The sequence below is a fragment of the Paraburkholderia caledonica NBRC 102488 genome, from assembly GCF_000685095.1.
Lineage (GTDB): Bacteria > Pseudomonadota > Gammaproteobacteria > Burkholderiales > Burkholderiaceae > Paraburkholderia > Paraburkholderia caledonica.
Genome location: NZ_BAYE01000034.1, coordinates 1 through 18,842 on the forward strand (window position 1 = coordinate 1; position 18,842 = coordinate 18,842).

The 18,842-nt window shown below is 60.2% G+C and carries 13 protein-coding genes and 5 pseudogenes; 11 read left to right on the forward strand and 7 right to left on the reverse strand.

All coding sequences use genetic code 11. The annotated features are described in order from the left end of the window. The first annotated feature begins 386 nt into the window (after nt 1-386). The 3 genes and pseudogenes from BCA01S_RS38250 to BCA01S_RS37585 form a co-directional block, all read left to right on the forward strand. Nucleotides 387-527 carry a hypothetical protein gene (locus BCA01S_RS38250; RefSeq protein ID WP_156955139.1) on the forward strand — a complete coding sequence of 47 codons (141 nt, stop codon included), beginning with the start codon at nt 387-389 and terminating at the stop codon, nt 525-527. 291 nt (nt 528-818) lie between these two features. Beyond that, entirely contained in the window at nt 819-1,835 is a 1,017-nt protein-coding gene (locus BCA01S_RS31965) for an AlbA family DNA-binding domain-containing protein (RefSeq protein WP_027780379.1), read from the forward strand. Nucleotides 1,836-1,911: 76 nt separating this feature from the next. Further along, nucleotides 1,912-2,448 (forward strand): annotated as a pseudogene (locus tag BCA01S_RS37585) (transposase); the annotation flags it as partial. A gap of 5 nt (nt 2,449-2,453) precedes the next feature. On the opposite strand, the pseudogene BCA01S_RS35835 reads toward BCA01S_RS37585, so the two are convergent. After that, a pseudogene (locus BCA01S_RS35835) lies at nt 2,454-3,804 on the reverse strand (IS30 family transposase). Nucleotides 3,805-3,897: 93 nt separating this feature from the next. Between BCA01S_RS35835 and BCA01S_RS35840 the strand changes: the two are divergent. Beyond that, nucleotides 3,898-4,207: pseudogene (locus tag BCA01S_RS35840) on the forward strand (integrase core domain-containing protein); the annotation flags it as partial. A 321-nt stretch (nt 4,208-4,528) separates the two neighbouring features. Here BCA01S_RS35840 and BCA01S_RS37590 read toward each other — a convergent pair. After that, a pseudogene (locus tag BCA01S_RS37590) lies at nt 4,529-4,784 on the reverse strand (transposase); the annotation flags it as partial. 168 nt (nt 4,785-4,952) lie between these two features. Here BCA01S_RS37590 and BCA01S_RS35850 point away from each other — a divergent pair. Then, on the forward strand, nt 4,953-5,072 hold the full coding sequence (locus BCA01S_RS35850) for a helix-turn-helix transcriptional regulator (RefSeq protein ID WP_244145929.1): 120 nt from the start codon (nt 4,953-4,955) through the stop codon (nt 5,070-5,072). Between the two features lie 96 nt (nt 5,073-5,168). Here BCA01S_RS35850 and BCA01S_RS35855 read toward each other — a convergent pair whose 3' ends face one another. After that, nucleotides 5,169-5,819 carry a TetR/AcrR family transcriptional regulator gene (locus BCA01S_RS35855; RefSeq protein ID WP_169740555.1) on the reverse strand — a complete coding sequence of 217 codons (651 nt, stop codon included), beginning with the start codon at nt 5,817-5,819 and terminating at the stop codon, nt 5,169-5,171. Between the two features lie 160 nt (nt 5,820-5,979). Between BCA01S_RS35855 and BCA01S_RS35860 the strand changes: the two genes are divergently transcribed. The 6 genes from BCA01S_RS35860 (at nt 5,980) to BCA01S_RS39680 (ending at nt 14,087) form a co-directional block, all read left to right on the forward strand. After that, nucleotides 5,980-7,665, forward strand: a complete 1,686-nt coding sequence (locus tag BCA01S_RS35860) for an AMP-binding protein (protein ID WP_052369566.1) — start codon at nt 5,980-5,982, stop codon at nt 7,663-7,665. A gap of 285 nt (nt 7,666-7,950) precedes the next feature. Further along, entirely contained in the window at nt 7,951-9,579 is a 1,629-nt protein-coding gene (locus tag BCA01S_RS35865) for an acyl CoA:acetate/3-ketoacid CoA transferase (RefSeq protein WP_156955145.1), read from the forward strand. Further along, entirely contained in the window at nt 9,576-10,352 is a 777-nt protein-coding gene (locus tag BCA01S_RS32005) for an enoyl-CoA hydratase/isomerase family protein (RefSeq protein WP_027780381.1), read from the forward strand. Before BCA01S_RS35865 ends, BCA01S_RS32005 begins: the two co-directional genes overlap by 4 nt. Nucleotides 10,353-10,467: 115 nt before the next feature. Further along, nucleotides 10,468-11,796: an MFS transporter gene (locus tag BCA01S_RS32010; protein WP_042320137.1), complete on the forward strand. Its 1,329-nt coding sequence runs from the start codon at nt 10,468-10,470 to the stop codon at nt 11,794-11,796. Nucleotides 11,797-11,887: 91 nt separating this feature from the next. Then, complete coding sequence (locus BCA01S_RS35870; protein WP_244145930.1) at nt 11,888-13,621, forward strand: FAD-binding protein; 1,734 nt, start codon at nt 11,888-11,890, stop codon at nt 13,619-13,621. A 37-nt stretch (nt 13,622-13,658) separates the two neighbouring features. After that, nucleotides 13,659-14,087 carry a hypothetical protein gene (locus tag BCA01S_RS39680; RefSeq protein WP_027780383.1) on the forward strand — a complete coding sequence of 143 codons (429 nt, stop codon included), beginning with the start codon at nt 13,659-13,661 and terminating at the stop codon, nt 14,085-14,087. An 87-nt stretch (nt 14,088-14,174) separates the two neighbouring features. Here BCA01S_RS39680 and BCA01S_RS35875 read toward each other — a convergent pair. The 4 genes and pseudogenes from BCA01S_RS35875 to BCA01S_RS32040 form a co-directional block, all read right to left on the reverse strand. Next, nucleotides 14,175-15,148, reverse strand: a pseudogene (locus BCA01S_RS35875) (LysR family transcriptional regulator). A 216-nt stretch (nt 15,149-15,364) separates the two neighbouring features. Beyond that, nucleotides 15,365-16,537 carry a fumarylacetoacetate hydrolase family protein gene (locus tag BCA01S_RS32030; protein ID WP_027780384.1) on the reverse strand — a complete coding sequence of 391 codons (1,173 nt, stop codon included), beginning with the start codon at nt 16,535-16,537 and terminating at the stop codon, nt 15,365-15,367. Nucleotides 16,538-16,583: 46 nt separating this feature from the next. After that, complete coding sequence (locus tag BCA01S_RS32035; RefSeq protein WP_027780385.1) at nt 16,584-17,804, reverse strand: glycoside hydrolase family 88 protein; 1,221 nt, start codon at nt 17,802-17,804, stop codon at nt 16,584-16,586. A 143-nt stretch (nt 17,805-17,947) separates the two neighbouring features. Beyond that, complete coding sequence (locus tag BCA01S_RS32040) at nt 17,948-18,841, reverse strand: helix-turn-helix domain-containing protein (RefSeq protein ID WP_027780386.1); 894 nt, start codon at nt 18,839-18,841, stop codon at nt 17,948-17,950. Between the last annotated feature and the right edge of the window lies 1 nt (nt 18,842).

The following is an 18,842-nucleotide window of genomic DNA, read 5'->3' on the forward strand; positions in this document are numbered from 1 at the left end:
CCGCAGTTCAAAGACGCCGTAAACGGCAAGTAGGAGCGCCGTACAAGCAGAATCGGAAAAAGCCGGCCGCGCCGGCACACAGGAAAACGGGGCTAAAAATATGCGCCAATCATGGCAGTGCGAATAGCATGGCACGCGTGGCAAATGGCTGGAGAAGTGCTTTCCGCAACTCAGCGGCGCAGAGATCATGCAGCACGCATTGGCCCGAACCTGTGGCTTCTGCGCTGCTCATGTATCGGCTCCAGCATCCGGCGAAGAAGCGACCCACGAGGTAGACGCCATCGATGTCGGTCAGGCATAGGAAAGCTATGACAACGATTCGCAAACAAGCTGCGCGCGCATCATTTGCAAGTCATCGTCGGTCGGCCGCAAAGGCGCGGCTCCGTGTGGCTCTGTCGATGGACACAGGTGAGCTTCCCTCCGTCAAGATTCTTGCGTCGCAGGCACAGGCCTATCGGCCTCATGTCGTGGAAGCGATGCAGGATTTGAGCGTGCTGCAATCGCAGTACGCGCGCGACTCGAAGTAACCACGGAAAAGCCGGTGATGAAATATACGATGATTGCCGTTATCTCTGTGGCTGCTGTCATGCCATTCAGCGCTTTTGCGCATAGCATCGGATGGTATGCAGCTAATTTGCCGGAAGCGCGGGCAACCAATAAGCGGTGCACGGAACAGCTGAAAGAAGCTGGGACACTTTCAAAGGTCGAGATGGAAGAATGCCAACGAGCTAGCACGGCCCTCGTTCACGCGACGAATTTTGCTCCAAGTAGGCCTGTGTCGTATTAAATCGGAAAACGGTCGGGAGAGACACGCGGATATGATTAACTCCACGCTTTCGTCCTTGTCTGAAGAAGATCTCCAGCGGCTCTGCGAAGATCGTGCGGTTGAGTCACAGACTCTAGACTTCAAGCGAACCATACCAGGCAAAGACGATCGCAGCAAAAGCGAGTTTCTTAAAGACGTATGCGCGTTCGCAAACGGAAATGGCGGCGACTTGCTTTACGGCATCGACGAGTCTGGTGGAGTAGCTTCGAGCATAGTTCCAGTTACGAATGAATCGTTGGACGATCTACAGCGCAGGCTGTCGCAGGTGCTGGACGCCGGCGTCGAGCCTCGCCTCGTCAGCGTCCAAATGCGGGGGATTTCAGTGAGCGGTGGTTATGTCCTCGCGGTTCGCGTTTCAGCATCGTTCAATGGCCCGCATCGATACATCCTCAACGGACATAGCAAATTTGTCATGCGAACAGGTACACACACTTCTGAACTCTCGTATGATCAACTGAGAAGCGCGTTCGATAAGAATGCGTCATTGGCGGGGCAAGCGAAGCTATTTGTGGAAGAGCGGGTCGCGGCAATCCGGGAGGGGCACGCAATTCGGCCACTGATATCCGGCCCGCAAAGCTTACTGCATGTGATTCCGGTGGGGAGGGGTATTGACGCTTCCGCCGTGGACGTTGCGAGCTTGCACGACGGAAAGTATGCGGAATACATTCTTCCGGGGTGGACTGGTGCATCGCGTTCATTAAACCTTGAAGGCCTTGTCGTCCACCCACCCGCCGATGCAGATGGTCATTATGCATATCTGCAGGTGTTCCGTTCCGGTGCAATCGAAGCGGTGACGTTCACCGGACACTCATTTGCCGACCGCAAGATCATCCCGTCAACAACGGCGTCGAATTTCTTTCGCGATGCCCTGAAAATCGCTTTCACGAGCTTCCGAACGCAGGGAATATCCGGTCCCGCTGTTATAGCGGGTGCGCTCGTGGGCGTCGACGGATACGAGCTGGGCGTCGATAGTCGGTGGCGGATTCAACCGGTGGATGCAACACACTAGAATCTGCGTGAGCAGTGGAGGTGTTGCAATGAAGCAGAGACCGAGGATCTAATATTCTGAGAGTCAGAAGGCACTGATGTGGGACCGCTGGCGCAAAGGCGAAACGATTCATCAGATTGCCAGACTGTTTGATCGGGGCCACTCTTCGATACAGCGGATACTCGCGGAGGCCGGCGGCATCGAACCACCGCAAAGGCACCGCGCACCGCAGGCACTGACGCTTGAGGAACGCGAGGAAATTTCCCGCTGCGTGGTAGCCCGATTGTCGATGCGATCTATTGCAGCCAGGCTGGGACGTGCTCCTTCCACGATCAGCCGCGAGCTGCTGCGTAACGGAGGCGTGCAAGGTTATCGAGCGAGTCAGGCGGACGCGCTCGCCTGGGATCGGGCACGTCGCCCGAAGGTTTGCAAATTGGTGAGAAACCAGACGCTGGCGCGAGTCGTCGCTGCGAAGCTGAAGCTGCAGTGGTCTCCTGAGCAGATTTCTGGTTGGCTCAGGCATGTATATGCCGTCAACAAGGACCATCTGGTGTCACACGAGACGATTTATCGGAGCCTTTATATTCAAGCTCGCGGCGCCCTGAAAAAGGAATTGCTTGAACACTTGCGACGGCGGATTCAACCGGTCCTCGCAACACCTGCATTGTTGAACAGATTTTAAGTAGTCGTCCAGGGCTTCCGCAGGCGTCTTCCATCCAAGAGTTTTACGCGGCCTTGAGTTCAACGTATTAGCAACGGCCCGGATCTCCCGGGCACTCCAACGCGACAGGTCTGTGCCTTTTGGAAAGTACTGTCGTAGAAGGCCGTTAGTGTTTTCATTCGTACCACGCTGCCACGGGCTTTGCGGGTCGGCGAAGAATACTTTCACGCCAGACTCGATAGTGAAGCGGGCGTGATCGGAAAGCTCCTTGCCGCGATCCCATGTCAATGACCGCCATAACTCGGCAGGCAAGTCAGTCACGGTCTTCTTGAGTGCGTTGGCCATCGTGACGGCCCCATAGCCGGCCAGCGCAGGCCCGTTTTTCGTGCGCGGAATCAACCCGTAGCCTTTCTCTCGAGGTAAATGCACGAGCATCGTGAAACGGCTTGATCTTTCCACTAGCGTACCGATCGCGGATCGATTCAGGCCAATGAGGAGGTCGCCTTCCCAATGGCCCGGCACCGCACGATCTTCCGCCTCTGCAGGCCGACTGGAAATCATCACCTGCTCACTGACATGCGCCCACGCCTTGGCACGCGCTCTCGCTCGAGGAACGCGCAACGCGCGCCCGGTGCGCAGGCAGCCCACCAGCTCGCGCTTGAGTGCGCCGCGCCTTTGAATATAAAGCGCTTGATAAATGGCTTCGTGGGAAACGCGCATCGATTTATCATCCGGGAAATCTACCTGTAACCGATTGGCAATTTGCTCAGGCGACCAGCCATTGACCCACGTTCGATCGCGGCGATGGGGCTTATTTCGACCCTTGAACGGTGCCTGCCTCGGCCCAGCAATTGCACGGCCATCAGCGTCATGAACTTTGCCTTCCAGACGCTCCTGTACATATTGACGCAGTCGTTCATTAGTCGCCAGCTTCGCTGGCTTCGGTCGCTGAGCGAATCGATCCGCCTTCCACTGCGCGACAGAGGCTCGATATTCGAGATACCCACTGCGCGTTGCAGCATTGCGCGTGAGTTCTCGCGAAACGGTTGATGGACTGCGTTCGATACGCCGAGCGATTTCACGCACTCCGAGGCCTTGGACAGAGAGCAATGCTATCTCTTCTCGCTCAAGGAACGACAAGTATCGACCAGCGATAGGTTTGGACATGAATAGTGGCATGCCGCCACGATAGCGGAACCAGCGCGAGCCCACTGCTTGAGATGCGCCTACCGCCTCCGCTGCCTTCTCGCTTGTAATGCCAGTCGCGATCTGTCTCCAAAAGCGACGCTCGACCTCGTTTCCAAGTGATGGCGCGCCCGGCGAATACATCGCTGCTCGACCGGTGCACCGATACACCTGCTTTGCACTTCACACCATGCAACACCTCCTCGATTGCAGGTGTTGCGAGGACCGGTTGAATCCGCCCAATACGTCAGCATTCGCTATAGCGAACGGCTGGCCGAAGCGGGCATCGAACCGTCGGTCGGCAGCCGGGGCGACAGCTATGACAACGCCCTGGCTGAAACGATCAACGGCTTGTACAAGGCTGAAACTGATTCATCGCCGCGCCTGGAAAACGAGGGAATCCGTTGAACTGGCAACGCTGGAGTGGGTGGCCTGGTTCAATCATCATCGATTGATGGAACCCCTCGGCTATATCCCGCCCGCCGAAGCTGAGGCAAACTACTATCGGCAACTTGAAACAGCTGCCGCTGAACCCGCATTAACTTAAACCAACCAGCCTCCACGATTCCCGGGGCGGTTCAGCTCTCAGAGAGCGAAGGCGCCGCTCCAACGACGCCGCGAGGAGGGAGGCGAGAGTCCCTTAGTGGCCGCTTACTTCTTGGCGCATCAGACCATAGGCGACCCAGGTTGTGTAGAAACGCGGCGCGGGCGCCCCGACGATTTTCCCAACGAGCCATTACGGCCGTCGTCGGCCTCGTTGAGCCGGTCTGACGGTTATCGGGTCTTTGATGACGTTGAGAGAAGCAGAGGTGCCTGGGCGCCTTGATGCGCGCCGGCACAGCGGACCTGATGCAAGTCGGTCCTCAGGCCGCATCTTTTGCATCATCGATCCAGTGCCGAGGATCGCCATGACGCGCCTGGTTGTACGCCAGCACATGAAGGCTCATATCAGTGCTGACATGCTCGCGGGTTTTCATCAGGAAGTGCGCCGCGCCCATCCAGAACTTCAGCGTACCAAATGGATGCTCGACGGTCTGACGGCGTATGCGCATCATGTCCGGCTTCTGGTCGAGCCGTTGCTGCATCGCTTCAACGACGGCCTCATGCTCCCAGCGCTTTAAGCGGCAGGTCGCCCAGGTGGCCGACCCAGGCTGCGCTGAAGCAACGGAGCTGATCGCCCGCACGAGGCGCATCCTGACGCAGAAGCCGAATGCCAGGAACAAGCTTTATGCGTTGCATGCACCGGAAGTCGAGTGTCTGGCCAAGGGCAAGGCGTTACCGAAGGTGCCCGCGTGCTGGGTGTCAGCCGGCAGGCGCTGACGAACCTGATCACCGGCAAGGCCGGCATTTCCCCTGAAATGGCGCTACGGCTCGATCTGGCCTTCGGTGGCGGTGCAGAAACACTCGCCTGAGAGAGGGCGTGGGTGCGGACCGGCAAGGTATCAGGCGCCCCGCTGGCTGTAGCGGAGCTCTTCACTGTGCTCAAGCACATCGAGCACTTGGTCGCTTCAAGAGGCTGATGGAACTTGTTGTGGCTCGGTCACGTTATCGGCTCTGACACTGCTCCGCGGCCCGCCGTATCCGAGACTAACCAGACGCAAATGCGCGAGATAGAGCTGTTCAAGGCGCGTGAACGATCCGGCGTCCATCGTAATGGACCCTGCACTGTCGATAATGATCACGATCTGCAACTGAATGTCCTTGACCGGCGCGTTCTTGGTGAACTCTTCCGCAGTGCACGCTTTGGCGATTGCCGCTTCGATCAATGCGTCGACCTGGGCCGAGAAGCGATGCAGCCGCTCTCTTGACGTCGGGCTCAACATGTCGGATTCCAAACGCATCCGCGAAATCAGGCTCCACGGGCCGTTAGCCTCGCCGGTAGGATTGAGCGCGAGATAGCGCGACCGGTTGAACTCCATTGTCGCAAGAACCTTATTTGTGTAGTAATCATCCGAGCTCCAGATCTCTGTCAAAACGTCTACTACTGAGTCGGCATAGTCGCAAATGATCTCCTCGACCAGCTGGTCCTTGGTGCCGAAGTGGTAATGGATATTGGCGCGGGTCATTTGCAGCGCCTCCGAAATGTCGGAGAACCGCAGTCCTCGGTACCCTTGGCGTATCAAAAAACGCGTCGCCAGTTCCTTGATTTCGCTTTTCAATGAGACTCTCTGCCGCAGCATTGGTAGGTGACTCGAGTTTAGCAGGTGAAGCTGTCGGCTCATCGCATCGCTCAACTCGTTTGACTTTCACAACAACGAAACTTACCATGAAGTCAGTATAAATTCAGGAGACGGCGCCAGAGGCGCTCCGTATAGGCGAATGATTTCCGATGACCGCACCCTTTTGACCATCCCTCATCTGGCCGAGAAGCAGTGGCGCGAGGCGGGCGACCGCGTTTTCGTTGAGGAGGTCGGCGACGAGCCCGGCCCGGCACGAGCCAAGTCCTCCCGGATCGAAACCTACACTGAATTCCTCGGGCGCTCATCAGCGTTGGCGCACCATTTGACCTCGCTGGGGGTTGGGCCAGGCGCTTACGTCGCGATCTTGCTGCCCAATAGCGTGGAGGCGTTACATGCGTGGATGGCAATTGCGTTGGCGGGGGCCGTCGAAGTGCCGTTGCGCCCGATGGTCGGCGGAGAAGTTCTACGTCATGCGCTGGCGCTGACGCGCCCTAGTGTTGTGATTGCCGACTCTCGCTCGGCCGATGCGCTCGCCGACGTCCTTGATAGCCTGCCAGTGATCCACGATGTCGTGTGGGTTGATTTCGACGCCTTTTCCGCGGTCAAGGCGAGCCGTTTCTCCCGGTTACGAAACCACTCCTACGCCGACATAGTCGCCGTTCCGCGAACCCTGCCTGCCGTCGTGTGCAAGCCATCGAGCCCCGCATCTGTGATGCTCACCTCCGGCACGTCTGGGCCGTCGAAGGGCGTGCTCTTGCCGCATGCTCAAGTCTGCCTGATTGCTCGGGTATGCGGGCAAGCGACGCAAGCGCGCGCGGCTGACGTGTTCTACTGCGTGCATCCGCTCAATCACATTGCCGGGAAGTTCATGGGCGTGTTGTCGACCTTTGCAACCGGCGGAAAAGTGATCCTGGACACCCGCTTTGACGCGCGGCATTGGCTCACGCGCATCCGCCGGTACGGCGCTACGGTCAGCATTGCGCATGGGCCGATGTTACAGATGCTTGCGGCTACGCCATCCTCTGCGGAGGACAGCGCTCACGGCTTATGGCGCCTTATGTGCAGTCCGATGCCCCGCCACCTGACGCAACGGCTCGAATCGCGCTTCGGTTTTCGCCGCATCGAGATGTGGGGTATGACCGAAACAGGCTGCGTGACATGGACCAACCTTGACGAGCCACATCCGCTGGGTTCGGCGGGCAAGGTGCTCTCGGAGTGGTACGAGTTACAGATTGCTGACCCTGAGACTGACGAGTGCCTGCCGGTCGGCGGAGTGGGCGAAATCATGGTCCGTCCTCGCTATCCGTTCACGATGATGCAGGGGTACGTGGCAATGCCTGAAAAAACGGTCGAGGCGTGGCGCAACAGCTGGTTTCACAGCGGGGATGCCGGCTACTTCGACAGCGAAGGTAATCTCTATTTTGTGGAGCGTTTGAAGGATCGCATCCGCAGCCGATCGGAGAACATCTCGTCGTACGACATCGAGATGGCGGCGGGGACCGTGCCGGGCGTTATTGACGCGGCGGCAGTGGGAGTGCCGTCCGAGTTCGACGGCGACGACGACATAAAGCTTTTCGTCACCCTGCAACCCGGCGCGGTGCTGGACGGGGAAGCCTTGCTGCGTCACTTGGCAGGCAAGCTACCTCACTTCATGCTGCCGCGCTTTATCGAATTCATTACGTCGATTCCACGCACGCCGACACAGAAAGTCAAAAAGAGCGCACTCAGAAGCCGCGCGCGTTCGGATGCTGCCTGGGATAGGAAGGCAGCTGGCATCCGGCTGCGCGATCTATACGACACCCAATCCGACGTCGCACCGAACTGACCTGCGCTTAACGAGAAATTCGTGAACTGGGCCGCGAACTGCTCTTAACGGGACGAGCGATCGATACCTGTCGATCCGGCACGGGAATGATGACGTCCTATTTGGTTGCATTTGGTCGCTCCAGGCGACGCGCCGCCCCAAATCTGCCCAAAGTTTTTCTGCGACAAAGATTGCAATCGTGCCGACGACTTACTACCATGTCAGTCAGTCGCAGTACTCGGACATGTTGTCTATCGCTGCGGCAACGGACGCGAACGGTGAGCCATCGCGAAAAAGGAGACACGAGTGCAACATGACAGTGGGCGGCCGTTCGGGCCGCGGGTGATTACCGCTTCGCAAGCGGCTGATCTGATTGACGACGGTGACTGTGTCTATTTCGGCGGGTCGGGTGGCGGGCATGGCGTCGCGGAGGGCGTTATCGAGGCACTGCGTGACAGGTTCGAGCGCACCGGCAACCCGGTTGATTTGACGGCGGCAAGCACGGTGTCGATCGGCGACTGGCAGGACACTGGCTTCAATCATCTTGCTGCGCGCGGTTTGCTGCGCCGGGTCATCAACGGCGGGATGAACAATTGCCCAAAGCTGGCGCCTGCGGCGATCGCCGGCGAACTCGAGTGTTATACGCTGCCGCAGGGGGTGCTGGCCCAGATGGCGCGCGAGCGTGCCGCCGGCCGCCCGGGCGTTCTGACGAAGGTGGGCATCGGCACGTTCGTCGATCCGCGCCAGTCGGGCGGGCGCCAAGGCGCGGGCGACATGCTGGATGATCTCGTCGATCTCGTCGACGTACGCGGCGACGAATATTTGCTGTACCGCGCGTTTCCGGTCGACGTCGCCGTGCTACGCGGCACGACTGCCGATGAAAACGGCCACATAACCATGGAAGAAGAAGCGTTCCTCGGCGAGAATCTTGCCCTCGCAATGGGCGCGAAGCGTAACGGCGGGGTAGTCATCGTGCAGGTCCGACAAATGGCGGCCGCCGGATCCCTTCATCCGCGGTCTGTCGAGATCCCCGCGCACCTGGTCGACTATCTCGTAGTCGCGCCCGAGCAGCGCCAAACCTATAACGCGCGATACGAGCCTGCGTTCGCCGGCCATCTCAGGGTGCCGGAGTCGGGTTTCGACCCGCTGCCGTTCGACATTCGCAAGGTCATCGCGCGTCGGGCGGCAATGGAACTGTATCCCCGCGCAATCGTCAATCTCGGCTTCGGCATGTCCAACGGTATCTCCGCGGTTGCGGCCGAAGAGGGCATCTACCGTGACATCACGTTGACCGTGGAGCAGGGCGTGATCGGTGGCGTGCCGGCCGGCGGTAAGAATCATGGCGCCGGTGTCAATTTCGACATGCTCGCGCGTCATCCAGACCAGTTCGATTTCTACGACGGCGGCGGTCTTGATCAGGCCTTCCTGTCGTTTGCCGAAGTCGACCGGCACGGCAACGTCAACGTCAGCCGCTACGGCGACATGATCAACGGACCGGGCGGCTTCATTAACATTAGCCAGGGCGCGAAGCGGGTCGCGTTCCTCGGCACGCTGACGACTGGCGGGCTGTCGGTGCATCCGGACGGCGAGGGAGCACTCAGGATCGAGGCTGAGGGTCGCACTCGCAAGTGGGTGAAGGACGTCGGCCAGATCACGTTCAACGGCCGGCTAGCAGTCGAGCGCGGACAGCTCGTGCGCTATATCACTGATCGCGCAGTATTCGAATTGGATCGCGACGGCCTTGTGCTCGTCGAGATCGCACCCGGAATCGATCTGCGCCGCGATGTGCTTGAGCAAATCGAGTTTGACGTACGCGTCTCGCCCGAGTTGCGCACGATGGATGCCCGACTGTACCGGCAGGCGCCGCTAGGCTGGAAAACCGAATTCGATGCCCGTCGGCAAGGCAGTCAAACTTTAAAGGGGAACAGCCCATGAGTGGAAACGTCCGTCTGTCCATCGAAGAGGGCATCGCGATCATCACGCTTGATGCGCCGCCCTTCAACCTGATCAGTCGTGAAATGACCGCCGCGCTCGACGATGTACTTGGTCAGTGCGACGAGAACGCGGCCGTGCGCGTGCTCATTTTGAGAGGCGCGGGCGAGCGCGCATTCTGCGGAGGCTCGGACATCAAGGAGTTTACCGCAATGATGAAACCGCGGGCGGTCATCGAGCACAAACTGCGGTATGAAAACCTGGTTTATTCGAAGCTTGCCGACTTCCGCGCGCCGACGATCGCCGCGGTGGATGGCCTCGCGCTTGGTGGAGGACTCGAACTGGCGGCGTGCTGCGATTTCATTATTGCAGCCGAAGGGGTGCCCCTCGGACTGCCCGAAACGCGGCTCGGCATTTTTCCGGGTAGCGGTGGCACGGTGCGCGTCACACGGCGCATCGGTCCCTCGCGTGCCAAGCAGATGATTTTCCTCGGCGACGTAGTGCCCACGGATACGGCGCTTGCATGGGGACTCGTCGATTGGGTCGTGCCTAAAGAGGAGGTCCAAGCCGAAAGCCGCAGGCTCGCCGTGCGTCTTGCCGATGCATCAGCAAGCGGGTTGTCGCTCGCTAAGCGGGCGATTGCCGACACGCTCGATCATCCGGAGGCCGTGGCGTTGAACGACGTGCTCGATCTGATGGACCGCGCATTCTGCTCGGCGGATGCGAAAGAGGGCGTGAGTGCGTTCATCGCAAAACGCAAGCCGAGTTTCAGATAGCGGCAGGCTCGACGGCGCCCATAGATTCGCCTTAAGTACACCGGGAAAGAGACCCGGGTTCGCACCACAGATTGAACGCACGGCCTATTGGAATTCATATAACAAGGAGACAGGCATGGACATAAATAAGGACTACCAAGATACGAAGTCGAAGAGTCGGATCTTGCTTGCAAGCTGGATTGGCAGCGTGATCGAGTGGTACGACTACTCACTCTACGGCACGGCCGCCGCGCTGGTGTTCGCCCATCTGTTTTTTCCGAACGTGAGCGGAGTGGTGGGAACGGTTGCGACGTTCGGCACTTTTGCGGTGGGATTCGTCGCACGTCCGCTTGGTGGAATCGTCGCCGGCCACTTTGGCGACAAGATAGGGCGCAAGGCAACGCTCGTGCTGACGCTGATGACGATGGGCATCGCCACGGCACTAATCGGCTGCCTGCCGACATACGCGCAGGCTGGCATCTGGGCGCCCGTCCTGCTAGTGTTGCTGCGGCTCGTGCAGGGCTTCGCTGTCGGTGGCGAGTGGGGCGGTGCCGCCCTAATGGCAGTCGAGAGTGCGCCGTCCGGGAAAGCGGGCTTCTTCGGCGCGTTCCCACAGACGGGCGTCTCTGCGGGGATGGTGCTCGGAACCGGCGCCTTCGCGCTGATCTCGTCGGTGATGTCCAACGAGACCTTCCTGTCGGTCGGTTGGCGCATTCCATTTCTGATCAGCATTGTGCTCGCCGCGCTCGGACTCTATGTGCGTTTCAAAATAGGTGAATCGCCAGTGTTCGAAGAAATTCGTCGCACTAAGAAGCAGTTGCGCAATCCGCTGGGCGAAGCGCTGCGTTGTCACTGGAAGGAAGTCTTGCTAGCCATCGGCTCGCGCTGCGCCGAAGCGGGGAACTACTACATTTACACGGTGTTTGTGCTCTCCTACGTCGCGCAGCACACGAGCATCACGCGCAGTGCGGCGCTACTGTGCGTGATGCTCGCGGGTGTCGTTAATGTCTTGTTAATTCCGCTCTCGGGCGCCGTTTCCGATCGCATTGGCAGACGCCCGGTGATTATCACCGGCGCGCTATTTCTTACGATGATGGCGTATCCGTTTTTCCTCATGGCCGGAAGCGGCTCAGTGATGTACCTAGGACTCGGCCTTGTGCTTACTCTCGGCCTCGGTCATGCCATCGTGTACGGCCCCATCGCCGCGTACTACTGCGAATTGTTCCCGGCAACGATGCGCTACAGCGGAATGTCGATCGCTTATCAGGTCGTGTCGATCGTGCTCGGCGGCTTTACGCCGTTGTTCGCAAGCATGCTGCTGGTCTGGTCCAACGGCGCGATCCTGTCGGTTGTCGCCCTCGTGGCGATTACGTCCTTTATCGCCGCGTTGACCATGATGTTCAGCCGCGAGACCGCGCCGCACCTAGACAGCCGCGCAGAGCGAGAAACCGTTCGGCGCATCTAGTTCATTAGGGCCCTCCGTCCGCACGTCGGTTAGCGCGTGACTGGGAGTCGAAGAGAGGCAATTTATGGCAAGTTGGACACCTCGAGAGATTGTGACAGACGTGCTCGTTGTCGGCAGCGGCGGGGCCGCCCTGCGGGCGGTTCTCGACGCGCGCGAAGCGGGCGCGGACGTCCTGGTCGTGATCAAGGGACAGTTTGGCAAAAGCGGTGCGACCTTCCATAGCGTGGCAGAAGTGGGCGCGTTCAACGTCCCCGACGGCGCCGGTGATCCGCACGATAACCCTGACGTCTTTTACGGCGACATGATGACTGCGGCACAAGAGATGGCGGACGCGCGACTCTGCCGCATTCTTGCCGACGAGGCGCAGGGCGCGCTCGCAGAGCTTGAACAGGCAGGCGTCAATTTCGAACGCGAGGACGGGCGGTATCTCGTGTTTCGAGCGTGCTTCTCATCGCGGCCGCGTTCTCATGTGTTACTCAATCATTTTAAGCCCATCGTCGCAGCGCTGGGCGCCCAGGCTTCACGGCAAGGTGTACGCGTGCTCGACCGGACAATGGTCGTCAATCTCATCGTGCGCGGCGGGCAATGCCACGGCGTCTACGCGATTGACGCCGACGGCAGCCCCGTCGTAATACGCGCGAAATCGACGATACTGACGACGGGCGGCGCAAGCCAGTTGTTCGGCAAGAACCTGTACCCGTCCGATATCACCGGCGACGGTTATGCGATGGCTTATCGCGGGGGCGCGTGGCTAACCAATATGGAGTTCATGCAGGCGGGCGTGAGCGTCATTTCGCCTTTCATCAATCTGTTCGGCAACTATCTGTGGGATGCGCGCCCGAATCTGACAGACCGGGACGGGCGCCCTTTTGTCGACGACTATCTGCCCGGCGGCCTGACGCTCGAGGAGGTGCTGTGCGCGAAGGAACGCCATTTCCCGTTCAGTTCCAGCGACGTGTCACGCTACATTGAGATATCGATCCAGAAGACGATCAACGAAGGACGTGGCACGGCGGAAGGGGGCGTCTACATGGATTTCGCGGGGCGCGATTTTGAGCGCATCCTTGCGAATCCGGCCACGAGCATCGCTAAAATGTGGCCGCATACCTATACCTGGTACAAGGAACGCGGCGTCGATTTGTACCACGACAAGATCCAGATCGCGTGCTCGGGGCATGCGGTCAATGGCGGGCTGTATATCGACGAGGATGCTCAGTCAAACATCGCAGGCCTTTTCGCCGCGGGCGAGGTCGCGGCGGGACCGCACGGGGCCGACCGGCTTGGCGGCAACATGGCACTCACCTGCCAGGTGTTCGGCCGCCGCGCGGGCAGGGCCGCCGCGCGGCGCGCAAAGTCGGTCGATCACGCGCGTATTGACTGCGTTGAGGAGGAGTTTCGCTCATATGTTGAGCGTTTCAGCGGCCACGGCACGCAGTCGCTCAGTGTGTTACGCGCGGCCCTGCAGCGAGCTGCGGACCGATCACTCTTGGTTGTGCGCAACGAAACGGGCCTGCGACGGTTCCTAGACGTTTGCGCGCAGACGGTCGACGCACTGGAAAACGACACGCGCATCGAAACCGCGGATGATCGCATTCTTGCCCTCGAACTCGCTAATCTTGCCGAGGTCGGCGCGCTGATGGCGACGGCCGCGCGCGAGCGCAAGGAGAGCCGCGGCGGCCATTACCGAGAGGATTATCCGGAACCTGATACGCGTCAAGCGACCAACGTAATCCTTGATCGAGCCGATCCACTGGGTTGCCGGCGCGCGCGCCTGCGCGACCTAGGCAACCCCAGAAAACTGGTTGGTACGGATACCATAATATAAGTCTGGCTACCCGAGCAACTTGCAAGGTGTGTTCCCAATGATTCCGACCATCCTTGATGGAATGCGTGGCGGCGCGCTCGAATTGAAGCATGGATGCGGTATTCCGGGCTCGCAGCGCGCCTCACGACTGTCGCGTTGCGCGTGCGATGGCAACGCTAATCCGGACTACGGCTCGTGGTACTTTAAATCAAACTTAAACCGTTACTGGCGGGGCCTGACGATGCACTCTACTAGCTATCATTGCCTTCCCGATGATCTCGACCGTGCGCTGATGATTGGACGGGTGTGGCGGCCGGAACCGGTCGGCGCCCCGTCCGTTGTCGTGGTGCGCGGCGGCGAGCTGTTCTGGGAAGGCCTTTTCAATTATTTCTTGCATTTTATCCAGCGGCGCCGCCTGATCGGCGCGTTCGTCGTGCCGGAGACGCACGACAAGCTCGACAACAAGCCGATGCGCGACCCGCACTGATCGCGCGACAGGCCGACTTGCGTCGCGCCGTTCGCTGCCCGCAGCGACGCGCGCTAGCCGGCGGAAGGCCGGCGCCAGCGAAGCGGCTCACGCCTCGTTGCCGTTGGCCGGATCGGGGTCCGCGATCTCGATGCCCTTTGTGACGCGACGGATCTGGTCGGCGATGATGTCGATGAGCTCGGTCGTGGCGGGACCGATCGGCCGCTTCGGATGGCTCACGCAAACGATGTGACGCACGATTCGCGGCGCCGAGATCGGAGTCGCGCGCAGCAGGCCGTCGTCGACCTTCCGCTGCACGACACGCGCGGCATGATCGTCGCGATGCTGCTTTGTTCGACAAATTGCACGATCGTGGTCAGCAGGTCGATCTCGAATTGCGGCTTGATCACGATGTCGGCATTCAGCAGCGCGGCGTCGAGTATGCCGCGCAGGCCGTTGCGGCGCGTCGACAGGACGAGGTCGAACTCCGTCAGCGCGGATGCGGTCATGGTGTCGGGCAGCGCAGGGCCGTGTTTCGCGCTCGTGACGAGCACCATTTCTTCGGCTACTAGTGGAGACGTATCGAGCGACAGGCGCCCGCGGGGCCGGTTGATGATGGCCGCGTCGAGCCGGCCCGCTTCCGCCGCGTCGATCAGTTGCGCGCTGAAACCGTCGGCCACGGACACCTCGACATGCGGATAGAGCGCGTTGAATAACGCGATCCATTCCGGCAGGACGCTCTCCGCTTCCGACGCCACCATCCCGAGCGAGATACGCCCGGCCACGATCACGTCGTGCCGGCTGAGCTGCTCGCGTGCATGGTCGATGTCGCGCATGATCGGCATGTAGAGGCGGTACATCTGCCGTGCGGCGTCGGTCGGCGTCATGCCATGCGGGCCGCGCTCGAAGAGCTGGCTGTTCAGTTCCGTTTCCAGCTTCGCAATCTGCATGCTGAGCGCGGGCTGCACGATATTGAGCCGCTTGGCGGCGCGTGTTACGGAGCCATCATCGAACAGCGCGATGAAATACTGAATCTGCTTTAGATCCGTGAGCGGGGAGGCGAGGGAGCGTTGGCCAGACATCAAGTGTAACGACATCGACGTGTGTGGCCACGGCGAACCCGATTTCATCTTGAAGGAAGCACACCAGGTCCGCGCGTTGCCTGAGCGTTTTCGGCTGTCAGTCGTTTGGCGGGTAGCGCAGATGGATTCGGCGCGTCAGCACAACGCGACCGACCGCCGTCGACCGACCGTCACCCACGCTCTCGCGGAAACTTTCTTCCCGCGCTCAGCGCTGATTTACGCCTCGCTTACCTGCCCCACGGCGTGGGCAAGCGCCCGCCGTTTTTCAAGTGCCTCGTATAGAGCGCGCACGCCGAATCGCCAGGGCTCGATCCCGGTTGACGACTGCACGGTATTGACAAGCGCGCCGAGCGCCGGCGTTGCAATCGTCACCTTGTCTCCAAGGTGATGCGTGAAGCCACTGCCCGGCGCATGCCGGTCTTTGATCGGAGAGAACATCGTGCCGAGGAACAGCATGAAGCCGTCGGGATACTGGTGATGCGGCCCGGCAGTCTGGGCGACGAGTTCCTCTGGGTCACGGCTGATCTCGCGCATGTGGCTCACGCCTTCGAGAATGAATTCGTCGTCCGCGCCTTCTATCCTGAGCGACACGCTGGCAGCCCGCACCGAGTCCATCGTAAAGCGATCATCGAACAACCGGATAAACGGACCGATTGCGCATGAGCCGTTGTTGTCTTTCGCTTTGCCGAGCAGCAACGCACTGCGGCCCTCGATGTCGCGCAGATTGACGTCGTTGCCAAGGGTTGCACCGACGATCGTTCCGCGGCTGTTTACCGCCAGAACGATTTCCGGCTCGGGATTGTTCCAGTGGGAGGCCGGGTGAAGCCCGACGTCCGCGCCGTAGCCGACTGCCGACATCGGCTGAGACTTGGTGAACACCTCTGCGTCAGGCCCCATGCCGACCTCCATATATTGCGACCATGCGCCGCGCCGTTCCAGTTCCCGCTTCAGACTGTCGGCAGCCGGCGTGCCGGGGCGAATCTTGGAGAGATCAGTGCCGATCAGTTGCGCGATCGTCGCGCGCACCGTGTCGGCTTGCGTCGCGTCGCCCGCAGCCTGTTCTTCAATGACCCGTTCGAACAGGCTCACGGCAAAGGTCACACCGCATGCCTTGATAGCCTGAAGATCGCATGGCGCGAGTAATGCCTGGCCGATGTTCTCGACGGGACCGAGCGCCTCGCCCTCGACGTGACGCGCAAACTCCAACAGGTCCACGCGCTCGAACAGATCGGAGGCTGTCGGCGCCGATGCCGTGATGTCGAAGACCTGACCGGTACGAACAACGACGACCGACGGCCCGTCTATTGGCGCGTTTCGCCAGATGCGTCCGACCAGCAGGGCATCGGGCAGGTCAGCAGGTACAAAATGCGGAAGATCGTTCGATATCATGGACGGACTGGCTAGCGAGAGTTGGGAACCGCGAGGGAGGGTCGCTTCAGGCGAGCGATACGCGTTGCGTGCCGGGCCGAAGCTTGCCTGGCAACATCACGCGACTCAGCGCTTCGGCGAAGAAGAAATCGCCGAACATGGTCGCGCCGTCGACGCCTTCATTGTGCGGCTTCGAATAGCAGGAATTCCTCAGCAGTCCGCGCTGCGCAGGTTCGGAGGCAAACTCGTCACGACACAGAGCCTCGAGCATCGCAAGTCCGTGTTCGCGCCAGGGAACCGCACCGGCAGGATCGGGATGCAGACGGCCCATCTCGATCAGCGCTGAGGCCATCACCGCAGCTGCGGCCGTGTCCTTGATTTCCGCGTCCGCGCCAATGGCGTCGAAATCCCACGGGGGCACCAGACGTCCATCGAGCCGGCGCAGATAGTACACCGCCAGCCGCTCTGCAAGATCCAGCCAGACGCGCTTGCCGGTTTCACGCGCCGTGTTCACGTAGCCATAGACGGCCCACGCCTGGCCCCGACTCCACGCCGATTCGTCGAATGCGCCCTGAAACGTGTAGCCGCGCCGGCCCACACCGGTTATCACGTCGTACTCGACCGCGTGGTAAGTCGAATCGTCGGGGCGTATAAACGCCTTCGCGGTCATGACGGAGTGCGCTTCGGCGGCGAGGCGATAACTGCCGTCTCCGGAATGGTTCGCCGCCCAGTAAAGCAACGATAGATTAGCCATCGTGTCGATAGCCGAGGCGCTGCGTCCGCGCGGATCGTCAAGCGGGCCCCAGGAAGCTAGATAGGCGCCGCTGTGCGTGGTGACAAGACGGGCGCGCAATTTGTCCGCGGCTTCCATTGCGATTTGCGCGTACCACGGGTCGCGGGTGATGTCATAACCGGGGACGGCGCTGCTGTCGAAGATGAAGCCGATGTCGTGCGTGTTAGGGTCCTGCGCGCGCTGTGCGACGAGGCGCATGCGCTCGCGGGCCCACGAGAGGTATTTGTCCTGGCCGGTGTGCAAATACGACGTCAGCAGAAGTCCGACCCAGAACCCGCAAAACCAGTTGCCGTGGCTCCACGCTGAACCGCTGTAGCCCGCGGACAGCGACGCCGGAAGCAGCACCCACTTTCCATCGGGCGCAGTGATCTGAGGGAATTCGACGCCGAGCGTCGGCTCGTCCTCTGCAACTTTGGCCGCCATGCGGTCGAGGATACTGGTGAAGAGGGCGGACCGTTCAGAGGACAACCCTTGATCTTGGTACGAAGCATTCACGCCTTGCTCTCCTGATGACTTTCACGTTTCCCGAGTGACGGGGACACACAAATTCTAGGAGTGCGGCGGTTCCGGCAGTTAGGACGAAGTGCGGCTAATGTTGGACTTTTCTACTCCCACCGGACGTCTGTCGTGCCACTGCTTCAGATGCTGAGTTTTTCCAGGCTGCGGCGGAAGTCGATTGGCGAGCGGCCCGTATGCTTGCGAAAACATCGGCTGAAGTAAGCCGGGTCGTCGAAGGCAAGCTGTGTTGCGATCTCCGCCACATTGACTTCGGAATGCAGCAACAGACGCTTCGCTTCCAGCATCACGCGTTCACGAATCAGCTTGGCCGCGGTGCTGCCGAGCGCCTGGCGCGTTGCATCGTTCAGCGCGCGTTCCGTGACGTTCAACAGGAATGCGTAGCGGGCGACGTCGTGGATCGTGGTGAAATGTTTTTCCAGCAGGCTCTTGAAGCGTCGCGACAACAGCACGCTACGCGACGAATTGACCTCAGTGACGGCGTCGCCACCGAGGCGCGCGGACTTGATTAGGAGAACCCGCAGATATGACCAAATCACGTCCTCGTAGCCTGCCTCTTCACCCTGATATTCCGCGTTGATTCCATCCAGCACACGGCGAAGGTCCCGAGCCTGTGCATCGCTCATATAAACCGTGTTCGGAATTCGCTCGAAATCGTAGACGGGAATCTCGGTCTGCGAATGTCGGTTCTGCACCTTGAACGCGAAAAATTCGGACGAGAAACTGATCGCGTGCCCGATGGCGTCTTCGGACAACGCGAAATCGTGGATCTGGCCGGGCGCCATGAAAAACAGCGTATTGGGCCGCACCTCATAGCGAATCGAGTCGATGATGTGGTGACCGCTGCCCGACTCGACCCAGACGATGTGATAGAACTCGTGTCGATGAGGATACGGTAACGTCGATTTCATATCTTCGAGAGGCGCGAGATGAAAATCGATCGACTTGATTCGCGACCCATACTCGTAGTGGGCGATCTTGAAGACCGGCAATTCACAACCACAACCGCTAGGCATC

Coding starts and splice junctions, on each gene's coding strand:
- BCA01S_RS32005 (WP_027780381.1), top strand. CDS start 9,576: ATGAGTGGAAACGTCCGTCTGTCCATCGAAGAGGGCATCGCGATCATC.
- BCA01S_RS35860 (WP_052369566.1), top strand. CDS start 5,980: ATGATTTCCGATGACCGCACCCTTTTGACCATCCCTCATCTGGCCGAG.
- BCA01S_RS31965 (WP_027780379.1), top strand. CDS start 819: ATGATTAACTCCACGCTTTCGTCCTTGTCTGAAGAAGATCTCCAGCGG.
- BCA01S_RS39680 (WP_027780383.1), top strand. CDS start 13,659: ATGATTCCGACCATCCTTGATGGAATGCGTGGCGGCGCGCTCGAATTG.
- BCA01S_RS32010 (WP_042320137.1), top strand. CDS start 10,468: ATGGACATAAATAAGGACTACCAAGATACGAAGTCGAAGAGTCGGATC.
- BCA01S_RS32040 (WP_027780386.1), bottom strand. CDS start 18,841: ATGCCTAGCGGTTGTGGTTGTGAATTGCCGGTCTTCAAGATCGCCCAC.
- BCA01S_RS32030 (WP_027780384.1), bottom strand. CDS start 16,537: ATGATATCGAACGATCTTCCGCATTTTGTACCTGCTGACCTGCCCGAT.